The 22,643-nt window shown below is 58.5% G+C and carries 29 protein-coding genes; 16 read left to right on the plus strand and 13 right to left on the minus strand.

Features of this window, described 5'->3' with window-relative positions; genetic code table 11:
• On the minus strand, positions 1-1,203 hold the full coding sequence (locus ACR0D6_RS05715; RefSeq protein ID WP_480765240.1) for a pyridoxal phosphate-dependent aminotransferase: 1,203 nt from the start codon (positions 1,201-1,203) through the stop codon (positions 1-3).
• A 91-nt stretch (positions 1,204-1,294) separates the two neighbouring features.
• Between ACR0D6_RS05715 and ACR0D6_RS05720 the strand changes: the two genes are divergently transcribed.
• The 3 genes from ACR0D6_RS05720 (at position 1,295) to ACR0D6_RS05730 (ending at position 2,517) form a co-directional block, all read left to right on the plus strand.
• Positions 1,295-1,684, plus strand: a complete 390-nt coding sequence (locus ACR0D6_RS05720; RefSeq protein WP_480764801.1) for a helix-turn-helix domain-containing protein — start codon at positions 1,295-1,297, stop codon at positions 1,682-1,684.
• Positions 1,684-1,941: an FAD assembly factor SdhE gene (locus tag ACR0D6_RS05725; protein ID WP_480764802.1), complete on the plus strand. Its 258-nt coding sequence runs from the start codon at positions 1,684-1,686 to the stop codon at positions 1,939-1,941. The genes ACR0D6_RS05720 and ACR0D6_RS05725 overlap by 1 nt, the downstream gene beginning before the upstream one ends.
• A gap of 78 nt (positions 1,942-2,019) precedes the next feature.
• A complete protein-coding gene (locus ACR0D6_RS05730) occupies positions 2,020-2,517 on the plus strand; it encodes a MarR family winged helix-turn-helix transcriptional regulator (protein WP_480450063.1) in 498 nt (165 codons plus the stop codon).
• On the opposite strand, the gene ACR0D6_RS05735 is transcribed toward ACR0D6_RS05730, so the two are convergent.
• Genes ACR0D6_RS05735 through ACR0D6_RS05745 form a run of 3 tightly spaced genes read right to left on the minus strand, consistent with a single transcriptional unit; the run spans position 2,511 to position 4,377 of the window.
• Entirely contained in the window at positions 2,511-3,251 is a 741-nt protein-coding gene (locus ACR0D6_RS05735; protein ID WP_480764803.1) for a DUF1194 domain-containing protein, read from the minus strand. The two genes, ACR0D6_RS05730 and ACR0D6_RS05735, sit on opposite strands and share 7 nt — an antisense overlap.
• Positions 3,248-3,952, minus strand: coding sequence for a DUF1194 domain-containing protein (locus ACR0D6_RS05740; protein ID WP_480764804.1), 705 nt, complete (start codon positions 3,950-3,952; stop codon positions 3,248-3,250). Before ACR0D6_RS05740 ends, ACR0D6_RS05735 begins: the two co-directional genes overlap by 4 nt.
• Complete coding sequence (locus ACR0D6_RS05745) at positions 3,949-4,377, minus strand: VOC family protein (protein ID WP_480764805.1); 429 nt, start codon at positions 4,375-4,377, stop codon at positions 3,949-3,951. The genes ACR0D6_RS05740 and ACR0D6_RS05745 overlap by 4 nt, the downstream gene beginning before the upstream one ends.
• 200 nt (positions 4,378-4,577) lie before the next feature.
• On the opposite strand from ACR0D6_RS05745, the gene thyX reads away from it, so the two are divergent.
• Both thyX and ACR0D6_RS05755 read left to right on the plus strand, forming a co-directional pair.
• Entirely contained in the window at positions 4,578-5,489 is a 912-nt protein-coding gene (thyX, locus tag ACR0D6_RS05750; RefSeq protein ID WP_480450059.1) for an FAD-dependent thymidylate synthase, read from the plus strand.
• A 61-nt stretch (positions 5,490-5,550) separates the two neighbouring features.
• Positions 5,551-5,853: a hypothetical protein gene (locus tag ACR0D6_RS05755; protein WP_480764806.1), complete on the plus strand. Its 303-nt coding sequence runs from the start codon at positions 5,551-5,553 to the stop codon at positions 5,851-5,853.
• 97 nt (positions 5,854-5,950) lie between these two features.
• Here the strand turns inward: ACR0D6_RS05755 and ACR0D6_RS05760 are convergent, their stop codons facing one another.
• Complete coding sequence (locus ACR0D6_RS05760; protein ID WP_170651631.1) at positions 5,951-6,157, minus strand: cold-shock protein; 207 nt, start codon at positions 6,155-6,157, stop codon at positions 5,951-5,953.
• Positions 6,158-6,371: 214 nt separating this feature from the next.
• Between ACR0D6_RS05760 and ACR0D6_RS05765 the strand changes: the two genes are divergently transcribed.
• Both ACR0D6_RS05765 and ACR0D6_RS05770 read left to right on the plus strand, forming a co-directional pair.
• Positions 6,372-6,689, plus strand: coding sequence for an ArsC/Spx/MgsR family protein (locus ACR0D6_RS05765; RefSeq protein ID WP_480450058.1), 318 nt, complete (start codon positions 6,372-6,374; stop codon positions 6,687-6,689).
• Between the two features lie 41 nt (positions 6,690-6,730).
• The gene (locus tag ACR0D6_RS05770; RefSeq protein ID WP_480764807.1) at positions 6,731-7,099 is read left to right on the plus strand and encodes a hypothetical protein; all 369 of its coding nucleotides are present in this window, start codon (positions 6,731-6,733) and stop codon (positions 7,097-7,099) included.
• Positions 7,100-7,101: 2 nt separating this feature from the next.
• Here the strand turns inward: ACR0D6_RS05770 and ACR0D6_RS05775 are convergent, their stop codons facing one another.
• From ACR0D6_RS05775 to thrS, 5 genes are all read right to left on the minus strand, one after another.
• Positions 7,102-7,620: a DoxX family protein gene (locus ACR0D6_RS05775; protein WP_480450057.1), complete on the minus strand. Its 519-nt coding sequence runs from the start codon at positions 7,618-7,620 to the stop codon at positions 7,102-7,104.
• Positions 7,617-8,378 carry an HvfC/BufC N-terminal domain-containing protein gene (locus tag ACR0D6_RS05780; protein WP_480764808.1) on the minus strand — a complete coding sequence of 254 codons (762 nt, stop codon included), beginning with the start codon at positions 8,376-8,378 and terminating at the stop codon, positions 7,617-7,619. The genes ACR0D6_RS05775 and ACR0D6_RS05780 overlap by 4 nt, the downstream gene beginning before the upstream one ends.
• The gene (gene bufB, locus ACR0D6_RS05785) at positions 8,375-9,232 is read right to left on the minus strand and encodes an MNIO family bufferin maturase (protein ID WP_480764809.1); all 858 of its coding nucleotides are present in this window, start codon (positions 9,230-9,232) and stop codon (positions 8,375-8,377) included. Before bufB ends, ACR0D6_RS05780 begins: the two co-directional genes overlap by 4 nt.
• 74 nt (positions 9,233-9,306) lie before the next feature.
• Positions 9,307-9,609, minus strand: coding sequence for a BufA1 family periplasmic bufferin-type metallophore (locus ACR0D6_RS05790; RefSeq protein WP_170651637.1), 303 nt, complete (start codon positions 9,607-9,609; stop codon positions 9,307-9,309).
• Positions 9,610-9,830: 221 nt separating this feature from the next.
• Positions 9,831-11,789 (minus strand): threonine--tRNA ligase, encoded by a 1,959-nt coding sequence (gene thrS, locus ACR0D6_RS05795; RefSeq protein ID WP_480764810.1) that lies wholly within the window; start codon positions 11,787-11,789, stop codon positions 9,831-9,833.
• Positions 11,790-11,991: 202 nt separating this feature from the next.
• Between thrS and ACR0D6_RS05800 the strand changes: the two genes are divergently transcribed.
• The 5 genes from ACR0D6_RS05800 to ACR0D6_RS05820 all read left to right on the plus strand — a co-directional run bounded on the left by ACR0D6_RS05800 (position 11,992) and on the right by ACR0D6_RS05820 (position 15,575).
• Positions 11,992-12,741, plus strand: a complete 750-nt coding sequence (locus tag ACR0D6_RS05800) for an alpha/beta fold hydrolase (RefSeq protein ID WP_480764811.1) — start codon at positions 11,992-11,994, stop codon at positions 12,739-12,741.
• Entirely contained in the window at positions 12,741-13,733 is a 993-nt protein-coding gene (locus ACR0D6_RS05805) for an alpha/beta hydrolase (RefSeq protein ID WP_480764812.1), read from the plus strand. The genes ACR0D6_RS05800 and ACR0D6_RS05805 overlap by 1 nt, the downstream gene beginning before the upstream one ends.
• Positions 13,733-14,158: a VOC family protein gene (locus tag ACR0D6_RS05810; protein ID WP_480764813.1), complete on the plus strand. Its 426-nt coding sequence runs from the start codon at positions 13,733-13,735 to the stop codon at positions 14,156-14,158. The genes ACR0D6_RS05805 and ACR0D6_RS05810 overlap by 1 nt, the downstream gene beginning before the upstream one ends.
• 20 nt (positions 14,159-14,178) lie before the next feature.
• The gene (locus tag ACR0D6_RS05815; RefSeq protein WP_480765241.1) at positions 14,179-14,793 is read left to right on the plus strand and encodes a hypothetical protein; all 615 of its coding nucleotides are present in this window, start codon (positions 14,179-14,181) and stop codon (positions 14,791-14,793) included.
• 71 nt (positions 14,794-14,864) lie between these two features.
• Entirely contained in the window at positions 14,865-15,575 is a 711-nt protein-coding gene (locus ACR0D6_RS05820; protein WP_480764814.1) for an alpha/beta fold hydrolase, read from the plus strand.
• Here the strand turns inward: ACR0D6_RS05820 and ACR0D6_RS05825 are convergent.
• Both ACR0D6_RS05825 and phaZ read right to left on the minus strand, forming a co-directional pair.
• Positions 15,572-16,156: a DUF6151 family protein gene (locus tag ACR0D6_RS05825; protein ID WP_480764815.1), complete on the minus strand. Its 585-nt coding sequence runs from the start codon at positions 16,154-16,156 to the stop codon at positions 15,572-15,574. The two genes, ACR0D6_RS05820 and ACR0D6_RS05825, sit on opposite strands and share 4 nt — an antisense overlap.
• 3 nt (positions 16,157-16,159) lie before the next feature.
• Positions 16,160-17,434: a polyhydroxyalkanoate depolymerase gene (phaZ, locus tag ACR0D6_RS05830; RefSeq protein ID WP_170651644.1), complete on the minus strand. Its 1,275-nt coding sequence runs from the start codon at positions 17,432-17,434 to the stop codon at positions 16,160-16,162.
• Between the two features lie 99 nt (positions 17,435-17,533).
• Here phaZ and ACR0D6_RS05835 point away from each other — a divergent pair, with 99 nt between their 5' ends.
• The 4 genes from ACR0D6_RS05835 (at position 17,534) to ACR0D6_RS05850 (ending at position 21,386) form a co-directional block, all read left to right on the plus strand.
• Complete coding sequence (locus ACR0D6_RS05835) at positions 17,534-19,336, plus strand: PHA/PHB synthase family protein (protein ID WP_480764816.1); 1,803 nt, start codon at positions 17,534-17,536, stop codon at positions 19,334-19,336.
• A gap of 132 nt (positions 19,337-19,468) precedes the next feature.
• Positions 19,469-19,915 (plus strand): phasin family protein, encoded by a 447-nt coding sequence (locus ACR0D6_RS05840; protein WP_170651646.1) that lies wholly within the window; start codon positions 19,469-19,471, stop codon positions 19,913-19,915.
• 136 nt (positions 19,916-20,051) lie between these two features.
• On the plus strand, positions 20,052-20,609 hold the full coding sequence (gene phaR, locus ACR0D6_RS05845) for a polyhydroxyalkanoate synthesis repressor PhaR (protein WP_170651647.1): 558 nt from the start codon (positions 20,052-20,054) through the stop codon (positions 20,607-20,609).
• A 12-nt stretch (positions 20,610-20,621) separates the two neighbouring features.
• Complete coding sequence (locus tag ACR0D6_RS05850) at positions 20,622-21,386, plus strand: trypsin-like serine peptidase (RefSeq protein ID WP_480764817.1); 765 nt, start codon at positions 20,622-20,624, stop codon at positions 21,384-21,386.
• Here the strand turns inward: ACR0D6_RS05850 and ACR0D6_RS05855 are convergent, their stop codons facing one another.
• The gene (locus tag ACR0D6_RS05855) at positions 21,387-22,601 is read right to left on the minus strand and encodes a DegT/DnrJ/EryC1/StrS family aminotransferase (protein WP_480764818.1); all 1,215 of its coding nucleotides are present in this window, start codon (positions 22,599-22,601) and stop codon (positions 21,387-21,389) included.
• Between the last annotated feature and the right edge of the window lie 42 nt (positions 22,602-22,643).

Genomic DNA, 22,643 nt, shown 5'->3' on the forward strand with positions numbered 1-22,643 from the left:
TCAGGTCAGGGCGGCGCAGAAACGCTGAATGCGCGTGCAGGCCGTGGTCAGCGCCTCGTCCGAGGTTGCATAGCTGACCCGGAAGTTCGGCGACAGGCCAAAGGCCGCTCCGAAAACAACTGCCACATCTGCCTCTTCCAGCAGCGCGTTTGCGAATGCTTCGTCGGTGTCGATCACGGTGCCGGCCGGGGTCGTCTTGCCGATAAGCCCGGCGATGGAGGGGTAGACATAAAAGGCGCCTTCGGGGGTGGGGCAGGTGATGCCGTCAACCTCGTTCAGCATCGACACGACCAGATCGCGGCGGCGTTTGAATGTTTCGTTGTTGGGGGCCAGAAACGCCTGTGTGCCGTTCAGCGCCTCGACCGCAGCCCACTGGCTGACGGAGCAGGGGTTGGACGTCGACTGGGACTGCACCTTTCGCATGGCGGCGATCAGTTCGACGGGACCAGCGGCATAGCCAATGCGCCAGCCGGTCATGGCATAGGCCTTGGAGACGCCATTACAGGTGAGCGTGCGGTCATAAAGCTGCGGTTCCACCTGCGCGGGGGTGCAGAATTCGAACCCGTCATAGGCCAGATGTTCATACATGTCGTCGGTCATGACCCAGACATGGGGGTGGCGCAGCAGGACATCGGTCAGTGCTTTCAGCTCATCGCGGCTGTAACCCGCGCCGGTCGGGTTCGAGGGCGAGTTGAAGATAAACCACTTTGTGTTGGGCGTAATTGCATCCTCAAGCTGCTGTGCGGTCAGCTTGAAGCTGTTGTCCAGACTTGTTTCGACAATAACCGGTGTGCCACCCGCCAGCAGGACCATATCCGGATAGCTGACCCAGTAGGGGGCGGGAATGATCACCTCATCTCCGTCATTTAGGGTGGCCATCAGCGCATTATAGAGCGTCTGCTTGCCACCCGTGCCGACGGAAACCTGTGCCGGTGTGTAATCCAGTCCGTGGTCACGCTTCATCTTGGCGCACACCGCTTGTTTCAGTTCCGGGATACCATCGGGGGCGGTGTATTTGGTCTTTCCCGCTGCAATCGCGGCAACTGCAGCGTCCTTGATGTTCTGCGGTGTATCAAAATCGGGCTCACCCGCACTGAGGCCGATCACGTCGCGGCCCGCTGCCTTTAGCTCTGCCGCTTTTGCCGTCATTGCAATCGTGGGCGAGGGTTTGACGCGGGACAATGTCGCAGACAGGAAGTTCATGGGGGCCTCGGTTTGTATGTTCAGCCTGTCTGTCATAGGGTGCGCCCGAATGACGATCAAGCGATATGAAAAGACGATATTGGAGCGCCCCATGAGTGAGAATGAAAACTGGTATGGACCGGAAGCAGCCACCTTTGGGGATCGTCTCGCCGGGGCGCGTGAAGCGGCAGATATGAACCAGGCACAGTTGGCGCGGCGTCTGGGTGTCAAAAAGGCCACCATCACTGCATGGGAAAACGATCTGTCCGAACCGCGCGCAAACAGGCTGTCGATGATGGCCGGGATGCTGAATGTTTCGATCAAGTGGCTGCTGACCGGCGAGGGCGAGGGGATGGTTGCGCCCGATGAGCTGAGCGAAGAGGCAGCGGATATGGCGTCGATTGCTGCGGAATTGCGGGCCATCCGTGGCGAGATGCGCGCAAGTATCGAACGCGCCGCCAGACTGGAAAAGAAACTGCGTCAGATGATGGAGCAGGCATAGTGACCGAGCCGCGCGACACCCGGATCAGGCGCATGAAGATGCGGTCGATGCGTCGGGGGATCAAGGAAATGGATCTGATCCTGTCCGCATATGCCGACCGTAACCTTGCGGCGATGGATGATGCGGGGCTGGAAGTCTATGACGCCTTGCTGCACGAGAACGATCAGGACCTGTATCAGTGGGTGACGGGGCAGGTCGCGCCGCCCGCGCCTTACACCGATCTGGTCGCGGATATCGCGCAAACGTTTCAAAAATAGATCAAAACCCGGCTTAACCGATTTTTCGGGAATTCGGTTCATCGTGCAGGACACAGCGCGAGTGAATCGGAGGATCGGATGAGTATGGAAATGCAGGTTGCCGTGCCCGCAACCAGGGGTTTCATGACCGGGTATCTTGAGGCTTTGGCCCTTGTCGAGCGGCTGCACAGGCTGCTTCTGGATGTCATCAAGGATGAGTTCGAGCGGGTTGGCGTGCTCGAAATCAACGCGGTACAGGCCTTGCTGCTGTTCAACATCGGCGATCATGAGGTGACCGCCGGTGAGCTGAAAAGCCGGGGTTATTATCAGGGCAGTAACGTCAGCTATAACCTGAAGAAGCTGGTTGAAATGGGCTATATGCACCATCAGCGGTGTGAGATCGACCGCCGTTCAGTGCGGGTGCGGCTGACGCCGAAGGGGCGTGAAATTCGCGACATCGTGGCCGAGCTATTCTCGCGCCACGCGGACGGTTTGCAGGCCAGAGGGGTATTGGGCGCCGACGGGGTCGAGGACATTACCAGCGCGCTGAGGCGTGTGGAACGGTACTGGACCGATCAGATCCGCTATATCTACTGAGAGGATGTTGGCGTCGGTTGTTCGACTGTGAAGGTGTGCGACAAAACAAGGCTTTGCAGCTCTTTTTTAAGCTTTCGGGCCATGGCGTCTTCGAACGCGGCAAAGCCCAGGGCGGTTTCGACGAACGCGTCCGGTCCAAGAATGACCCAGGCGTTGTAATAGGCGGAAAGTTCTCCGATCTGGACATAGCGTTTGTCCCCGGCAACGGGGTCATCGGCGCCGATGACCAGCCCGTTGATGGTGATGCCGGAGTTTTGCAAAGCCGCCTTCGCGGCGCGTGGATGGGGGCCAATGTTGTGTTTGCCGTCGCCGGACAGATCCAGAGTGCGCTTCCAGCATTCCTGCTGGCGGGCCAGCAGGGACGCCCCGAACTGCATCGCCGACCCGACAGCGGTACCGGGCGGTGCGGGCGAGCGGGTCATGTTATCGAGGGTTCCGGCAATAGCGTCGAGGGTGCTTTCATCCCTGACATCGATCCAGTCTTGCAGCATTCTTTGATGTCCGGGTTCGCTCCATTCAAAGATGGCCAGCCGGACCGGGGCTGCGGGTTGGGCGAGAAAGGCCCCTCTGACATCCGGCCGCCGCAGCGCGTTTGCCAGCCCACCCCGTTGCAGACGGTATTCGCTACTGTCAACCGAGCCTGAGACGTCCATGCCCAATGCCAGCGCCTGGCGGCATTCGGCTGACAATGGAGGCGCCGCAAGGCACAGAAACCCCAGCAGCGCCCGGATCATTCGCCCATCCGGTCGTCGATTGCCCCTATGACCATCCCCGAGAGTTCGCGCTCCAGCTTGCGGCGCATGGCGCGTTCGAAATCCTCGAACCCTTGCGCAATCTCAAGAAAGGCGCCGGGTCCGTGCAGGACATTGTTTTCAAAGAACGGGATCAGGAACAGTTCCCCTTCAAAATCGGCAGCATTGATGACCAGACCGTTGACCACCGTGTTCTCAAAGGGAAAGTGCCTATAGGCCGAGTCCGGTCCGTAACCGTCATTGTTTGACCCGTCGCCCGACAGATCGATGGTCTGGAACAAACAGCGCGGCGCCTGCTGCATCAGCGTCGCGCCGAATGCCAGCGCATAGCCCATCGCCGTCGCAGATCCGCTGTCGGACCGGACGGATTGCTGAACAGTTGTTGCCGCCAGCAGCAGGTCGACTTCGGTTTCGATCAGAGTCCAGTTCAGTATGACGCGCTGGGTTGAGCGACCGCTCCATTCATAAACGGCCAGAGCGACCGGCATGGGAGAGGCGAAGAACGCCCGGGTGACTTCCGGCGCCACCAGCGCTGCGGCCAGCCCTTGCCGCTGCAGGGCATCCTCGGTCGCGTCCACCGAGGTTGAGATGTCGATGGCCAAAGCGAGGGCCAGACGGCAGGTGTCCGCCTTAAGGGGGCTGGCCAGAAGGGCCAGCCCCAGTGCTGTCAGCCAGCGGATCACCAGTGGCCAGTGCTTTCCATGCTGGTCCAGGGCTCGGCCGGATCCAGCGCATTGCCGTTCTGCAACAACTCGACCGAGATGTTGTCGGGTGAGCGCACGAACGCCATGCGTCCGTCACGTGGCGGGCGGTTGATCGTCACGCCGTTGTCCTGCAGGTGCTGGCACATCTCATAGATATTATCCACGCCATAGGCGAGATGCCCGAAATGGCGGCTGTCGCTGGGCAGGGCATCGTCACCGTCCCAGTTGTGGGTCAGTTCGATCGGAGCGTCCTCCTGACCGGGAGGGGCCATGAACAGCAGCGTGAAACGGCCGCCTTCGCTTTCGTATCTGCGAGTTTCCTGCAACCCGAGAAGTTCAAAGAACGCCTTGGATTTTTCCAGATCTTTCACGCGGATCATGGTGTGAAGATATTTCAGTGCCATTATCGGGCATCCCTTGCCAGTGTTTTGCTGGTCCGAAGCTTAGCGCGCTGTCCGGTCCTGTCGAGGGGCGCAGCAGAAGAAATGAGGCGAGGACCGCCCGCATCGGTTTTTGCGCCCATAGGACGCACGATATGGCGGTTCCTGTTCCGAGGCTGTCGAGATATAGTGGTGAACGACTCATTTCAGGAAAGGACTTCCACATGCCGCTTTCGCCCGAGCAACTGGCCGAGATCGAAGCGCAGCGCGCGCAATCTCATCAGACACGCCGCGTTGTTGCGCCGGGAATGGAAGAGCATCTGTATACCGCGCATCCGGTTCTGGATCACGGTTTTGTCCGTGTCATCGACTATATGGGTGACGATGCCGCGATCTGTCAGGCGGCGCGGGTGTCTTATGGCAAAGGCACCAAGTCAGTGCAGAACGATGAGGGGCTGATCCGCTATCTCATGCGGCACTGGCATTCGACCCCGTTCGAAATGTGCGAGATCAAACTGCATGTGAAGCTGCCGGTGTTTGTTGCGCGTCAGTGGATTCGCCACCGGACCGCCAACGTCAATGAGTATTCCGCGCGCTATTCTATTCTGGACCGCGAATTCTATATTCCCGCGCCGGAACATGTCGCGGCCCAGTCCGAGGTGAACAATCAGGGTCGGGGCAGTGCGCTGGAAGGGGCCGAGGCTGCGCAGGTGCTGGAACTGCTCAAGGCCGACAGCGCGCGGTGTTACGATAACTACGAGGCGATGATCAGTCAGGACGGGCAGCAGGGATTGGCGCGCGAACTGGCACGGATGAACCTGCCTGCGAATATCTATACGCAGTGGTACTGGAAGGTCGATCTGCACAACCTGTTCCATTTCCTGCGTTTGCGGGCGGATGCACATGCGCAGTACGAAATCCGCATCTATGCGGAAACCATGTGCAAGGTCGTCGCGGACTGGGTTCCCTTTGCCTACAAGGCCTTCGAGGATTATCGGCTGGGGGCCGTGAACCTGTCGGCACAAATGGTCGACTGTCTGCGCCGGATGCTGAAGGGCGAGAACGTGACACAGGAAAACTCGGGCATGTCGGCGCGGGAATGGCGCGAGCTTGAGGCGGTTATCCGCGAAGGCTGAGTCGGCAGACGCGCATATCGTTTGTCTATACATTGCGTCATGAAGCTGTTACATTGGCCTCATGGCGCAGTTTTCGAAAACCGGATTGATCTGCCTTGTGACCTTGCTTGCTGGGCCGGTCTCAGCAGCCTCACCGATTGCCGAGGTGATCTGTGAGCCGACGGACAGGATGCGGCAGAAACTGTCGCACCAGTTTGGTGAGACGCGGACCGCGTCAGGGATGCGGGGGCCTGAACAGATCATGGAGGTCTGGACCAGCACCGAGGGCGACTGGACGCTGGTGGTCACCTATGCAAGCGGGACTTCCTGCATTGTGGCGATGGGCGAGAACTGGTTCACACAGCCCGAGCGTGATCCGGCCTGACACCGAACCCATATCGTTTTGAAGATTTTGATGGTTAACGGCCGGAAATTGGCCGCTAACCTTGTTTAGATACGCCCGCGCAAAGGCGGGATGGGTATTACAGCGGTTTCAAATCAGCCGCCATCATGCGGCCGTCGCGTCCGTCCTGCAATTCGTACGAGACTTTCTGATTGTCAGCGAGCCCAGTCAGACCGGAACGTTCTACGGCCGAGATATGAACAAACACATCCTTGCCCCCCTCGTCAGGAGCGATAAAACCATAGCCTTTGGTCGTATTGAACCACTTCACGGTGCCAGTTGGCATTTTTCCGTGTCTCCTTCTACTTACACGTGGTCCCAAAAAGTAATGGGATAGTAATTGACGTCATCACTGCCGAAACCTGTTTCGCACTCACTCGAAACAGTCACGACCGCGGGTTTCGCCCTTTTCAACATTGCATGGTGATGTAAAAAATCAAGAATTACGCAAAGAATCCCGAAATTTTGCCTGATCTTTTGGGAAAAAAAGTGGAGCGATCATGCGCCTGTATGGCCTGAAAAACTGTGATACCTGCCGCAAGGCATTGAAATCATTGCCGGAAGCAGAGCTTGTGGATGTGCGGGCACAAGGTGTTCCGCCCGAAACCATGATGCAGGCTCTGCAGGCATTCGGCGAAGCTTTGCTTAACACCCGTTCCACCACCTGGCGGGGATTGAGTGAATCCGAGCGCGCACGCCCACCGATTGAGTTGCTGACCGACCATCCGGCGCTGATGAAGCGGCCGCTGATCGAGCGTGACGGGCAATTGTATCTGGGCTGGACTGCGGATACGCGTGATGCTCTTGGCGTTGCGTGAAAACGTAACTATCTGCGTTACCGTGGTTTTGGAGACTTTGGATGCGTAATGCCGCAATGATATTGGGTGTCGTCGCCGGGCTGATCGGAATGATCGTCGGGTTTTTCGGGTTCGGCTATGTCGAGGTGATCAAGCAGTTCGGGGAAATTGATGGTATCGCCGAGCAGGTCGAAAACGCCGAACTGATTCAGGTGATGTCGATCCTGGCGCCGATGCTTGCGATTGCGGGTGGGGCGATGGCCCATGCGCGTGCCCTGGTGGCGGGCATTCTGCTTATGCTGTCGGCGGCGGGGATGTATTATGCGTTTGGATTCAACGCCTTTACTATGTTCCCGATCACATTTGCGGCGCTTGGTGGTATTCTGGGGCTCGCCGCGGGAAAACCGGACGAGCCCAAGGCACATTTCTGAGGTCAGGAGATGCGCAGGATGCGGTCCAGCGAAAGTGGGCCTGCGCCGTTGATCACAAGAACCAGCAAAAGGAACGTCCACATCGTGCGTTGATCCATCAGGCCCAGCGAGTTGTCGAACAGGCTGCCCAGGGCAACACCGTGGCCGGCGACGTCCACAATTGTCTGCACCCAGATAAAGCCGATCATGGCAACGGCGGACAGGCGGGTCAGCAGGCCGACGAGGATCAGAGCGGGCAGCACAAACTCGGCTATCGTGCCAAAGAAGATGATGATCCGCTGAAAGATATTCATCTGGGTGACATCATACAGAACCGCTTCGGCGGCTTTGGGGAAAATCTGGCCGAAAGCGCCCGCGGACGGAGAAAAGATCGACCCGTCGATCTTGAGCATTGCCGAATTCCAATAATAGAACAGAAGGACCGCAGCAAAAACAAGTCGCGCCAGCGTCGGTGTCAGAAAATCTGACGACCGGTCGAGTTTCCCGAGGACGCTGTTGTGAAGGGTGATCAGCGCAGTCATGTATCCAGCCTTTCGATAGTCACAGAAGTTATCGCACCACCCTGCAGAAGCAGTGCGAGTGTGGCACCCAGATCAAAATCCGGATCCGCAGACGAAACCTTTTCATAAGCTTCGCCAATGGTTTGTCCCGATTGCAGGGCTGCAATCCATTCCGCTCCGCCTGCGGGCAGAAGGTGTGGCATCGGGTCGAATTCGGGCCGGACGACCAAAACGTCCTGCGCACCGGGTTCGGGTTTCGGTGCAGCCTCTTCAGTATTGAAGCGCCAGATCGCATGGATCGGCCAAGGCGAACGTAGCACCTGCAGGGCAGGCGCAAAGGTCAGCCTTGCCTGCATCAGGTCTTCGGGCGGAACGCTCAGGGCATCGGGGGAAATGGCCTGTGCATCGGCTGCGTGATACGAGCGGCGCAGCGCCAGTTCCAACCGGGCGACATCGGGCAGATAGCCAAGGTGCGAAAGCTGCTCCATCCCGGCAAGAAAATCTGGGAAGGCTTCGCCATAGAACATCATCAGCGGCGAGGATGGGGGGTGGCGGCGCAGGAAGATGCCCGCCAGACCATCCATATTCTGCGACCCCAGCAATTTGGCGATGACCGGAAACGCCTGATGCATCGCTTCGGTCAGTGAGACGGCCACATTATTGCGGTAAACGCTGAAGCGACGGCCAGCAGGGCGCGCGTGCGCATCGCTGAGGCCGGATGGAACCGGTATTGATGCATCGAGAATGGCATCATGGAGGGTTGTTTGCGAAACGGTCATAGCGGAATGCGTGCCAGCGCGTTTTCGGCGCGCACGGCCTCGTGCCGCAGAACAGGCCAGTCCGGGACATCCGTGTCCCATTCGATGAGGATGGGTTTGGGGCCGGAGCGTTCCAGCACATAGTCAAGCAAGGCCCAGACCGGATCGACGACTTCTCGCCCGTGGCTGTCGATCAGCAGGGGATGGCCATGGTCATCCTCATCCTCGTCATGACCGCCCAGATGAATCTCGCCAACTTTTTCCAGCGGATAGGCGTCGATATAATCCTGGGGTGAGAAATCCAGATTTGTGGCGGACACGAAGACGTTGTTCACGTCCAGCAGCAGGCCGCAGCCGGTGCGGCGGGAAATTTCGCGCAGAAAATCGGGCTCGGACCAGGTACTTTCCTGAAAGGCCAGATAGCTGGAGGGGTTTTCCAACAGCATTTTCCGCCCGACCGTGTCCTGAACCTGTTCAATGTGATCGCAGACACGGGTCAGTGTCGCATCGGTGTAGGGCAGGGGCAGAAGGTCGTTCAGGAAATGGCTGTCATGGGTGGACCATGCCAGATGCTCGGAGAAGCTGGCCGGGTTCAGCCAGTCCACCAGATGTTTCAGCCGGGCAAGGTGATCTGCGTCCAGCGGTCCCTCGCCGCCGATCGACAGGCCGACACCATGGACCGAAATTGGAAACTGTTCAGATAGGTGACGCAGCTGCGCCAGAGGCCGGCCGCCATCGCCCATGTAGTTTTCGGCGTGGATTTCCAGCCATGTGACCGGCGAGGCGTCATCCAGTATCTGCAAGAAATGCTGTGGCTTGTAGCCAACACCGGGCGCTGACGGCAAACGATTTGATCTTTGCGCGTTATCCAGCATTGGTCAGGCTCCCGGTTAGAAAAATGAGGGCGGGCGATCTCAGATTGCCCGCCCCTACATTCATATTGCCAGTTTTATGCCGGCAGGTCGCGTTCCAGCGCCTCAAGCGAACCCTTGCGGTCGGAACCGTCAGCCTGTGCAGGCAGTTCGAGGGTTTCGCAGGTGCCCGCATCGACCAGGGTCCATGCGTTACCCTGATAATCTACGGTCGAGGTACCGGCGCAGGTGGTTCCAGGGCCGGCGGCGCAGTCATTCTCACCGGCCAGCGACACTCCATAGCACTTTTCTTTGGCTTGTGCGGAGGCGGTGGTGGCGGCGCCTGCGACTGCGGCTGCAACGGCACCTGCGATGGCAAGAGTTTTTGCTGTGTTCGACATCTCGGTAATCCTTATTGGTGACTGCGTATGTCCGTTTGTGACAGGACTATAATTAACGCCTTGGCCGTGAAGTTAAATTCACGAGCCCGTGTCTCACATACCCGTCAGGGAGTGTCATGCACTATTGAATGTTAATAAATTGTTTTTCAACGAAAAATTGGAAAATATTTCAATCCGGCCCCTGATGCGGGGCCGGATTTCCGGCGTTTTGCCGCCGAATGTTACAGCAGGTCCGGCGGGGTCGCGGCGCGGCCCAACTCAATTGTTACAGCCTCAAGCGGCTGAACCTGCGTCTGCTTTTCACCCAGACGGCGGACGCTGACGGTGCGCTCTTCGACTTCACGATGACCGACGGCCAGAATGATCGGCACTTTACCCACTGAATGTTCGCGGACCTTGTAGTTGATCTTTTCGTTGCGGATATCCGCCTCGGCGCGGACGCCTGCGGATTTCAGCGCTTCGACAACTTCCATCACGTAGTCATCTGCGTCCGAGGTGATCGAGGCCACGACAACCTGACGCGGGGCCAGCCAAAACGGCAGCTTACCGGCGTGTTCTTCGATCAGAATGCCGATGAAACGTTCGAACGATCCCAGTGTCGCCCGGTGCAACATCACAGGACGGTGCTTGCCGCCGTCAGCGCCGATATAGGTGGCGTCCAGACGTTCAGGCAGAACGAAATCCACCTGATGTGTGCCACATTGCCAGTCACGCCCGATCGCGTCAGTCAGGACAAATTCCAGCTTGGGCCCGTAAAAGGCACCTTCGCCGGGGTTCAATTCCGGCTCAATGCCAGCAGCGCGCGTGGCGCTGAGCAGCGCGGCCTCGGCCTTGTCCCAGACCTCATCCGAGCCTGAGCGTTTCTCGGGGCGATCCGAGAATTTGACCGAGAATTTCTCGAAACCCAGATCCTTGTAGATTTCCGACAGGAAGCGGATGAATTCGGCGGTCTCGGATTCGATCTGTTCTTCGGTGCAGAAGATATGCCCATCATCCTGCGTAAATCCGCGTACGCGCATGATCCCATGTAAGGCGCCCGAGGGTTCGTATCGGTTGCACGAGCCGAACTCGGCCATACGCAGAGGCAGGTCACGATAGGATTTCAGGCCCTGATTGAAGATCTGCACGTGGCACGGGCAGTTCATCGGCTTGAGCGCATTGATCGCCTTTTCGCGGGCATGTTCTTCGTCCACTTCGACGATGAACATGTTTTCCTGATACTTGTCCCAATGGCCCGAGGCTTCCCACAGTTTGCGGTCGACGACCTGCGGGGTGTTGACCTCGACATAACCGCCTTTGCGCTGCTGCCGGCGCATGTAGTCCTGCAACTGGGTGTAGACGGTCCAGCCGTTGGGGTGCCAGAAAATCTGGCCCGGGGCTTCTTCCTGCATGTGGAACAGGTCCATCTCGCGGCCCAACTTGCGGTGGTCGCGCTTGGCGGCCTCTTCCAGCATGTGCAGGTGCGCCTTGAGCTTTTCCTTGCCGGTGAAGGCCACGCCGTAGATGCGTTGCAGCATTGCGCGTGAACTGTCGCCACGCCAGTAGGCGCCTGCGATGCTCATCAGTTTGAAGGCATCACCCGGCAGCTGGCCGGTGTGCTGCAGGTGAGGGCCGCGGCAAAGGTCCTGCCAGTCGCCGTGCCAGTACATGCGCAGCGGTTCGTTGCCGGGAATGGCTTCGATCAGCTCGACCTTATAGGGCTCGTCATTGGCAGTGTAGAAATCGATCGCGCGCTGACGGTCCCAGATTTCCGTGGTAACCGCGTCGCGCTTGTTGATGATTTCCTTCATCTTTTTCTCGATCAGGCCGAGGTCTTCGGGCGTGAAGGGTTCGGCGCGATCAAAGTCGTAGTACCAGCCGTTCTCGATCACCGGGCCGATGGTGACCTTGGTGTCAGGCCAGATTTCCTGCACGGCGCGCGCCATGACATGGGCAAAGTCGTGGCGGATCAGTTCGTTCGCTTGAACCTCGTCCTTCATGGTGTGAATGGCGATGTCGGCATCAGCTTCGATGGGCCATTGCAGGTCCCAGTGCTGGTCGTTGACCGTGGCCGAGATGGCCTTTTTGGCCAGAGAGGTGGAGATGTCGGCAGCGACCTGCGCGGGCGTTACGCCTGCGTCATAAGAACGTGCATTGCCATCGGGAAAGGTGAGTGAGACGGATTTTGCATCCAGGGCCATGGCTGGCTCTCCTCGTCGGTTTGGCGCCCACTGAACGCCCGGTTGCGGGTTATGTGTGTGCAGGTCATGTGGCAGGCGGGTGCGCGTGTGTCAAGGGAGGAAGCGAGGGGGCAGTCCCGCCGTATTTGGAACAAGAAGAAGATTGGGCGAATTGCACTTGGGCACGTGGCGTGCATGATGCGGCAAAAGATATGAGGTCATTATGGCGGCTACGAATTTTCTGGAAACGGTGCAGGGGCGGAAGCTGGCCTATCACAAAAGCGACGGTACTGGGCCGACCATCGTTTTTCTGGGTGGGCTGAAGTCGGACATGGAGGGCACCAAGGCGGTGCATCTGGAAGCTTGGGCGCAGGGGCGCGGGCAGGGGTTTCTGAGGTTTGACTATTCCGGGCATGGCGAAAGTTCGGGTGCATTCGAAGATGGCTGCATTGGGGACTGGCATGAAGACACGATGGAGGCGGTATCGGCGTTGACCGATGGACCGCTGATCGTTGTCGGATCGTCCATGGGCGGGTGGCAGGCGTTGCTGTTGGCGCGCAAGATGCCGGAGCGGATTGCGGGAATGGTCACCATCGCGGCCGCGCCAGACTTTACCGAGGACGGATATTGGGCGTCGTTTACGCAGGAACAGAAGGCGGCGCTTGAAACCGTGGGCCATGTGGAACTGCCATCGGATTACATGGAGCCCTACATCATCACCAAGCGGATGATCGAGGATGGGCGAAAGCGTCTGGTCTTGCGCGATCCGCTGAACCTGCCATTTCCTGTGCGGTTTCTGCAGGGTACGGCGGATACTGCGGTGTCCACGGAAACGGCGGTGCGGCTTTTGGAGCATGTCAGCGGAGAGAATATCCGGCTGCTTCTGGTCAAGGATGCCGATCACAGGTTTTCGGACGGGCCGTGTCTGGGCCTGATCGAAGATGCCGTTCTGAATGTGATGGGGGAAGGCTGATGCGCCGCTTTGGCTGGATTCTCGGGCGCGTTCTGATCTCGCTGATTGTCGTCGGGGGTCTTGTCTACTGGTTCGGGCCGAGGGAAGAGGTGAACCTGACGCCCCGCTTTGATCCACGCAAATTCGGTGAAGGGGTGCAGGTGTATTTCGAAAGCACGGAATCGGCCTTTGACGATATCGTGCCGGGTGTCGAAAAACGGGTGATCTGGCAGGAGGGCGCGAAAGAGCAGCGGACGCCGTATTCCGTTCTGTACATCCACGGGTTTTCCGCCACGTCTGAAGAAATCAGGCCCGTGCCGGATCGGGTTGCTGACGCGCTTGGTGCCAATCTGGTCTATACCCGCCTGCAAGGCCATGGGCGGGGCAGTGCCGCGATGACTGAAGGGACAGCCTCGGGCTGGATGGAGGATACGGCAGAGGCATTGGCGGCAGCGCGCGCAGTTGGTGAGCAGGTTATAGTTATCTCGACCTCAACAGGCGGGACTTTGGCGGCGGCTGCGGCCCTTGATCCCGAGTTGAGCGAGGGGGTGGCTGCGATGGTTTTTGTCTCGCCGAACTTTGGCGTCAATACCGTGGCCGCTTGGGTGCCGACCCTGCCATGGGCGCGGCACTGGCTGCCCGCCCTTTTGGGAGGGGAACGCGATGTGTCCAGCCCCGACCCGGACAAGAACCTGTATTGGACCACCCGCTATTCGTGGGAGGCGATTGTGCCCATGTCCGCGCTGGTGGCTGAGGTCTTTGCGCTTGATTTCGCAGGCGCACAAATTCCGGCGCTGTTCTGGTTCTCGATGGACGATCAGGTCGTAAGGCCGGACCTTACGCAGGAGGTTGCGGAAAACTGGGGTGGTCCGTCCAAGGAGCAACTGGTGACGATGGGGCCGGAGGACGATCCGTCCTCGCATGTCGTGGCCGGGGATCTGATGTCGCCGGGGCAGACCGGCCCGATGACCGAGGGGATACTTGCGTGGCTGAAAGAGCAGGGGATAGAGTGATGGAGCAGCGTGTAAGCCTGATCACGGTAGGGGTCGATGACCCGGAGGCCGCTGCCGGATTCTATGAGATGCTTGGCTGGCAGCGGGTCGACAGCCCGGATGGCGTGATCGCCTTTGATCTGATTGGTCAGACTTTGGGGCTTTATCCGCTGGCGGCTCTGGCCGAGGAAATCGGCGTTGATATTGTGACGCTGGGGCAGGGGGCGCTGACCCTTAGCTATAACTGCCCGGCGAAAGAAGATGTTGCGGCCTTGCTGAAACGGGCCGAGGGGGCCGGGGCGCAGATTCTGAAACACGCAACGGATGTGTTCTGGGGCGGCCATCACGGATATTTTCGTGCGCCGGACGGAACGATCTGGGAAATCGCCTTTAATCCCTTTTCGGCTCTGGGGCCCAACGGCGAATTCCGCTGGAACGGGTACTGACAATGCGCAAACCGGGGAGCATGTGGAGCCTTGAGACCCTTGGGCGCGTGCGTCTGTCCCGGCATTTCTTCATGCGGGATTTTCTGTATTCCGAGATCGGGAGTTTTCATGAAAAGCAGAACATTCCCGAAAACCCGGACCTTGCCATCGAGACGGGGCGGGCGTTTTGTCAGACGTTGCTGGACCCTCTTGAGGAAACCTTTGGCCGGGTTGCGGTACGCTCGGGCTATCGGTCGCCTTCGTTGAACCGGTTCGGCAATGAAAAAAAGCTGAACTGCGCCCGCAACGATCATCCGCTGGAATGCCACATCTGGGATCGCGGAGAGGGGGACGCGCGGATTGCCGGGGCGTCGATCGTGATCCCGTGGTTCGCGGATCGCTATGATCAGGGGCGCGACTGGCGGGATCTGGCGTGGTGGATGCACGACCATCTGGATTACTCGGAAATCTGGTTTTTTCCCAAGCTGTGCGCGTTCAATCTGGTGTGGCGTCCAAAGCCATTGCGGCGGATCGACAGTTACATCGCGCCGCGCGGGCGTCTGTTGATCGCGGGCGACGAGCCGGAAGAGACGTTGCAAACCCGGCGCGCGCGATACGCCGATTTTCCGCCGTTTCGCGGGATTCTCTATCCCTGAACTTCCTCTTGCCGGACGCGTGCAGTACCTTCATCGTGAGCAAAAAAAGTCCATTTGAACAAGAGGCAGAAATGATCGAACCGCTGGTGTTGTTGCCTGGAATGATGTGTGACGCGCGGCTGTATCGGCATCAATTACAGCACCTGTCGCGGGACCGGGCTGTGACGGTCGCTCCGGTTTCGGGCGGTGAGCGGATTGAAGAGATTGCATCGGGGCTTTTGGATCAACTTCCGCTCAGGTTTGCGCTGACCGGTCTGAGCATGGGTGGCGTTGTGGCGCTGGAGATCATTCGTCGCGCACCGGATCGGGTGTCGCGCCTGTGTCTGATGTCGACGGACGCCCATGCGGATACGCCGCAGATTGCGGCCAGTCGGGAACCGCTGATCGTCGGTGCGCAGGCCGGGCGACTGGAGGACGTGATGCAGCAAGTGATCCGCCCCGAGACGCTGGCCCCGGGCCCGGACCGCATGGCCATCCTTGACGAGATGTTGACCATGGCGAACGAGATGGGCCCCGATCTGTTCGTACAGCAGATGCGCGCGTTGCAAAGACGGCCCGATCAGCAAAGCACCCTGCGCAAGATCAAGGTGCCAACGCTGATCCTGTGCGGGGCACATGACGGATTGACGCCGCCCAAAAAGCACACCTTCATGGCCGAATTGATACCGGGGGCAGAGCTGCAGGTCGTTGAAAATGCAGGTCATTTGCCCACACTGGAAACGCCGGAGATTGTAACCGAAGCGTTGAAGAAGTGGATGAAGGAACCGGTGCGACTGACTTAGTCGTAAAGCCTGCCGCGTTCTTCTTTAGTTAGGATTTTGGGCTGGGTGACAGGTTCACCGGTTTGCGCGTCAAAGAACGGGGTCTTGCGCCAGCTTCCGGAAAGTCGTGAGGAAATTACGCGTTTTATCAGACCGACCGCTGCATAGCGCACTTTTTCGTGCTTTTGCTTGCCGTTTTCCTGCGGAACAAAACCCCTTGTGGTGACTGGGCCAAGGCTGTCTGGCTTGGCAATCCTGTTCACGTCGAAACCTGCGAATGGATGTTTTGGTGATCTTGTCGTTGTCGCAATCGGCGCGTTGCAGCAGCTTGCGTACCAACGATACATCCCGTTCGGGCTCAGGCGCATCGCAGCCAAATTGTCTTTGCCGGCCTCGATCTCAATTGCTTCGGGGCTCATCTGAAAGATGTTTACCGGACCCGGAGCCGGGTCAGGCTGGCCAAAGTAGATTTGCGAAGCGCGGCAGTCGTGGCAAAAACAGACGACGCGGGTGCCGGATTTGACACCCGCTGCCGTGATGTGACCGCGCAATGCGCCGCATTCGCAGGAAAACCCCAGATCCGTGGCGGTTTTCCCGGTCATGGATCAGGCCGCCGTGTTCTTGTTCGCTGCGCGGCGGTTTGGCTTTTTACGGCTGTTTTCGTTCATGAAATCGATCACCAGCGGGCGGATGTTGTCGCGCCAGCTGCGACCGGCAAAGATACCGTAATGGCCTGCGCCGGGTTCCACATGGCTGGCCTTTTTGCTTTCCGGTAGCCCGGTGCAAAGGTCCAGTGCCGCGATACATTGGCCCGGTGCCGAAATGTCATCATTCGCGCCTTCAACGGATTTGACCGCAACATCGGTAATCTTGCCGATATCCACCTTGTGGCCAGCAACCACAAATTCATTCCGGGCGATCTCGCGGTTCTTGAACACGCGTTCCACCGTGGACAGATAGAATTCGGCGGTCATGTCCATGACGGCCAGATATTCGTCGTAGAACCGGTTGTGGGCGTCGTGATCCGATGCCTCTTCGCGCATAACGCGTTGAATCTGATCTGAAAACGCCTTGGAGTGGCGGTCGGAGTTCATCGACATGAACGAGGCCAGTTGCAGCAGGCCGGGATAGACCATGCGGCCCACGCCCTTGTACTTGAAACCGACGCGCTGGATCATGGTTTCTTCCAGCTGGCCCATGGTAACGCGGCGACCGAAATCGGTCACTTCGGTCGGGGTGGCGTCGGGATCGACCGGGCCGCCGATCAGGGTCAGGGTGCTGGGCTGGGCTTTGGGGTCGTGCTCGGCCAGATAGGCGGTTGCCGCCAGCGTCAGCGGTGCAGGCTGACAAATCGCGATGACATTTGTGTCAGGTCCGAGCGCCTTCATGAAATCGACAAGATAAAGCGTGTAATCCTCGACATCGAACTTGCCTTCGGACACGGGGATATCACGCGCGTTATGCCAGTCGGTTACGTAGACCTCGCAATTCACCAGCAGGCTTTTGACGGTCGAGCGCAGCAGGGTGGCATAGTGACCGGACATGGGGGCGACCAGCAGCACCTTGCGCGGTTGTTCTTCGCGGCCATTGACCCTGAAATGGATCAGGTCGCCGAAGGGGCGTTCAATGACGGTGGTAATGTCGACAAGGTGATCCTTGCCATCTTCGCAGGTGAAGGTGCGGATGCCCCAGTCGGGCTTGACGATCATGCGCTGAAAGGTGCGTTCCGTAACCTCGCCCCACGCTGCCATCCAGTTGAAAGCAGGGTTTGGCACCATGGAAAACAGCGGGTAAGATGCCATCGAACTGGCCGTTGCGCCCAACCACTGGTTGGTATTGCGCATGGTTTCCATGAGGTCGTAGGTCATCATGTAGCGCATAAAAAGGGACTCCTGAGTGTTCGGACCATTCGCCGCTTTGCCCCACGCAACTTACGACGTTATTCTGCGTAGCAGCGAGGTTAGGGGGGATTCCTTAAAATGACAACTACCGACGACCAGACACCGGAATTGACCGAAGAACACCTTGAACGGCTTAAGGAAAACATGGGCAAGGTCGAAGAGCTGTCAAAGCGGCTTGTCGAAGTCATGGCCGGAAAAAAGCCGCATACCCCCGCGCTGGACGGTCCGAATCAAGAGCTTTTTGCAAAAGCAGCAACGGCCTATTGGGCCGAAGCCATGCAGAACCCCGCCAAGCTTCTGGAACAGCAGATCGAATATTGGGGAAAATCGGTTCTGAACTTTGCCGAGGCGCAACAGGCCCTGACTAAGGGTGAGGTCGAAGCCGAGGAAAACGCCCCCAAGGACAGGCGATTTTCCAACCCGATGTGGGAAACCAACCCCTATTTCCGGTTCATCCGCCAGCAGTACCAGACAAATGCGGAAACAATCACGCAGGCGGTGGCCTCGGTCGAGGATTTGGATGACAAGGACAAGCGGCGGCTGACGTATTTCTCGCAGCAGATCGTCGACATGATGGCACCCACGAATTTTCTGGCGACGAACCCGGATGCGCTGGAAAAGGCGGTGGAGACCGAAGGACAGTCGCTGATCAAGGGGCTGGAAAATCTGGTCTCGGACCTTGAAGCCAACAATGGCGAACTGGTGGTCAAACTGGCCGATGAAAGCGCGTTCGAGGTGGGGGGTAACATCGCCACGACGCCCGGTGACGTGGTTTACCGCAACCGCATGATGGAACTGATCCAGTACAAACCGGTGACCGAGACCGTGTACGAGACCCCGATCGTTCTGTTCCCGCCATGGATCAACAAGTTCTATATCCTTGACCTCAAGGCACAGAACAGTCTGATCAAGTGGATCACCGAACAGGGCTATACCCTGTTTGTCGTCAGCTGGGTCAATCCTGACGAGTCTTTTGCTGAAACCGGAATGGAAGATTACATTCAGGATGGTTTCCTGACTGCGATCGATGAGGTCAAGAAAATCTGCAAGGTCAAACAGGTGAACGCGGTTGGTTATTGTATCGCCGGAACGACGCTGAGCCTGACCCTGTCGCTGATGAAGCAGCGCGGCGACAAATCGGTCAAATCGGCGACGTTCTTTACCGCGCTGACGGATTTTTCCGATCAGGGGGAATTCACGCCATTCCTTCAGAACGATTTCATCGACGGGATCGAAGAAGAGGTGAACAAGGAGGGTCTGCTGCGGTCATGGATCATGGCGCGGACCTTTTCCTATCTGCGGTCGCGCGACCTGATCTATACTCCGGCGATCCGCAGCTACATGATGGGTGAAACCCCACCGGCCTTTGATCTGCTGTACTGGAACGGCGATGGGGCAAACCTGCCTGCAAAGATGGCGATCCAGTATCTGCGCGGCCTGTGCCAACGCAATGAAATGGTGACGGACGGTTTTGAGCTTTTGGGGCACAAGTTGCATGTGCGGGATGTCGATGTGCCGCTGATGGCCATTACCTGCGAAACCGACCATATCGCAGCCTGGAAGGCCTGTTACCGCGGAGTGCAGCAAATGGGCTCGCGCTCCAAGACCTTCGTGGTTTCAGAGTCGGGTCATATTGCAGGCATCGTGAACCCGCCCAGCAAAAAGAAATACGGCCATTATACCAACCCCGATCTGAAGGCGGATGCCGATACCTGGCTGAAGGATGCAGATTATCACGAAGGGTCGTGGTGGCCGATGTGGGAAGCATGGCTGAAAAAGCGGTCGGGCAAGCAGGTGGCCGCACGCGATACCGGCGATTCGGATCATCCGCGACTGGCCCCGGCACCCGGAACCTATGTTGTGGCAAAGCCAAGCTGTTGAAATTTAAGTGAAACGCAAATTATTCTGCATTGCAGCAAGAAAAAACTTGAAATGCTGCGATGCAGAAATCATATTCTCGTCAAGCCGATGGAAAACGGGGTGGGCCCGAACCCGGCAATGAGGATTGATACAATGGCAAAGACCCAAGACTTTACCGCGACCCTGAAAGACATGATGGGTGCATTCCCGGTTGACACTTCCGCTCTGGAAGGTGCTTTCAAATCGACCGCTTCGCTGAACGAAAAGCTGTCGGGCGTTGCTCTGGACGCAGCTGAGAAATCGGCAGAAATCTCGAACAAATGGACCAAGGAAACCCTGGCCAAGCTGAGCGAGATGTCGAAAGCAAAAGCTGAGCCTGCGGACTATGCAAAAGCAGCAACCGATTTCGCAAGCGCATCGGCTGAAGTTGCCGCCGAAAACATGGCTGCCTTTGCTGAGATCGCCAAGAAAGTTCAGACCGAAACCGTCGAACTGCTGATGGCTGCTGGCAAAGACATCTCGGAAGATGCAACCGCCGCTGTTAAAAAGGCCACCAACGACGTGACCGCTGCTGCCAAGAAAGCTTCGGCTGGCAAGTAAGCAATTTTCGCGACACGCACCCTCTCCTCCCTTTAGGTGTGATCGCGCTGGGCAGGTCTTTTGACCTGCCCTTTCTTTTTGTGCTGCAGTCGCATAACCTCTGCTGCAACGCATCATCCTTGGGGAGGGAACACGGGTGGCAGAACAAGAAAAACCGCTGCTGATCAAGCGCTACGCAAGCCGACGGCTCTATAACACCGAAACCAGCGATTACGTCACGCTGGAGGACATCGCCGGGTTCATTCGGGATGGCCGCGAGGTTCAGATCATCGATCTGAAAACCGGTGACGACCTGACCCGACAGTATCTTTTGCAAATCATTGCTGAGCATGAAAGCCGGGGCGAAAACGTGTTGCCGGTCAATGTGCTGAACGATCTGGTGCGCAGCTACATGGTGCCGGGCGGGGGAATGATGCCCCAGTTCCTGCAATCCTCGTTTGAGATGCTGCGCGAAAATCAGGCCAAGGTGATGGAGAACATGAACGCCATGAACCCGATGTCCCAGATGCCGGGTTTCGAGGCGATGCAGGCGCAGCAACAGGCCTTTCTGAAGGCGATGACCGGTGGATTGTCGGGCAACTGGTCCGCGCCGGACAAAGAGGACAGTGATGACAAGCCAGAACAGAAAGAAGATCTGGACGACATCAAAAAGCAGCTTGCCGATCTGCAGCAGAAACTGTCCAAACTCAGCTGATCTGCCTGCCGCATGAGGTGGGTGGCCCTGATCTGCGCCGTGCTTTGGGCGGCGGCGGTGCAGGCGCAGGGACGTTTTTCAGAACCTTGGGTGACTATCTGCGCCATGGGCACGGATGCATCTGCCGGATGCGAGGCCATTCGGTCCCGTGAAATCCTTGATGCGGCGGCTGACCCATGGCGGGCCATCGGAAGGGTGAATTTTTCCAGCAGGGATATCCGATCGCACTGCACCGGTGTTCTGGTATCCGAAAGGCTTGTTCTGACGGCTGCGCATTGCCTGTACAACCGGGCGCGCAAGCGTTGGATACCGCCGTCAGGCATCCGGTTCGCAGCCGGCTATCAGCGCGGTCAGGCCGAGGCGGTTTCCGTGGTGCAATCCTATCACATGAGCCCGGAACAGGGCGTTGACGGCGGTTTCAACGGCCGTGCCGATCAGGACTGGGCAGTTCTGGAACTGGCGGCGTCGCTGGGTGAGCAGGTCGGATTTTTGGGGATGGCCACGGCGGCGCCTGGCGATGCTTTTGTCGCCGGCTACCCCGGTGTTCGCCCCCATGTTCTGAGCAGAACAGGAACCTGCGCACCCGAACCCGCGCAGGGGGGAGTGCTACATGCGATTTGTCCGGTGATGATGGGTGATTCCGGCGCGCCATTGTTAGAGATGTCCGACAACGGGCTACAGGTGGTCGGGATATTGTCCCGCATCGCGCCGACCCCCGAAGGGATAGACGCCTTGTTTCTGTCCGCCGATCTGTTCGATCTGCGCGAGGATAGATGATTAGGTCCCGTAAGCCGGGATCGGGCTGCTGACCTCGGCCACCGAGTCCAGCAGGATACCGGCAATCACATCCAGTTCCTCGCGCGTCAGACGCACGGGCAGGCGCACGTCACATGCGTTCATCAGCATGGCTCGGGTCTGCGGCAGATCGAACTGTTCCGGCAGGAACTGCCAGTTCCAGAAGGCGCGGGCGTTGTCCTCGCTCAGGCCAAAGACCTGAACTTTGACGCCGCGTGCCTCGGTCGCGGCGGCAAAGGCGCGGATTTCGGCCTCGTCCAGACCAACCAGATTGAACTGGATGGAATCCGGCGCACGGTGCTCCGGCTCCAGCGGGGCAGGGACGTGGATATAAGGCGAGCTGTTCAGGCGTTCTGCCACATAGTCGTGATTGGCCAGTCCGTCGCGCACCCGGCGCGCAAGCTCGGGGATTTGCGGGCGGATCACGGCGGCGCTGAGGTTGCTCATCCGCAGGTTATAAAGGGGCAACTGGTTCTGCCAACGGGAAAAGGCCTGTTCCAGTTCGGGCGAGTTGTCGCCGCGCGGGCCTTTGTGCTTTTTCCAGTTGTGCTCATAAGCGCCGGACATGATCACCGCGCGGGCCACCAGATCGGCGTCGTCGGTGATCAGGATGCCACCTTCGCCCGCGTTGATCATCTTGTAGGACTGGAAGGAAAAGCAGCCCACCTTGCCGATGGTGCCGATGTTGCGGCCATGCCAGGTGGTGCCCAGCGAATGCGCGGCGTCTTCGACCACAGGGATGTCGCGCGCATCGCACAACTCCATGATGGCGTCCATGTCCGAGGTGTGCCCACGCATGTGGCTGATGATGACCGCCTGAACATCGTCCAGTTTGGCCGCGAAATCATCCATGTCGATTCGATAGTTGTCGCCCACTTCGCACAGAACCGGAATGCAGTCCGCGTGGATGACCGAAGAGGGAACCGCAGCGAAGGTAAAGCCGGGGATCATTACCCGCGCATCGCGCGGCAGGCCCAGAGCCTTGAGCGACAGGAACAGAGCCGCCGAACAGGATGACACCGCCAGCGCATATTTCGTACCCAGAAGTTCTGCAAATTCGGCCTCAAGCAAGGCGACCGGGGCGTCTTGCGGGGCGGTATAGCGGAACAGGTCTCCGGACTGCATCAGCGCGTCGATAGCCTCACGCGCGGCTGCTGGGATTGGCTCGGCGTCATGGACGTTGGGTGGCAGTGTCATATTTGGAATTCCCGAATTCTAACTTTTGGAAATATAAAATCA

Source organism: Ruegeria sp. BJ6 (genome assembly GCF_056537885.1).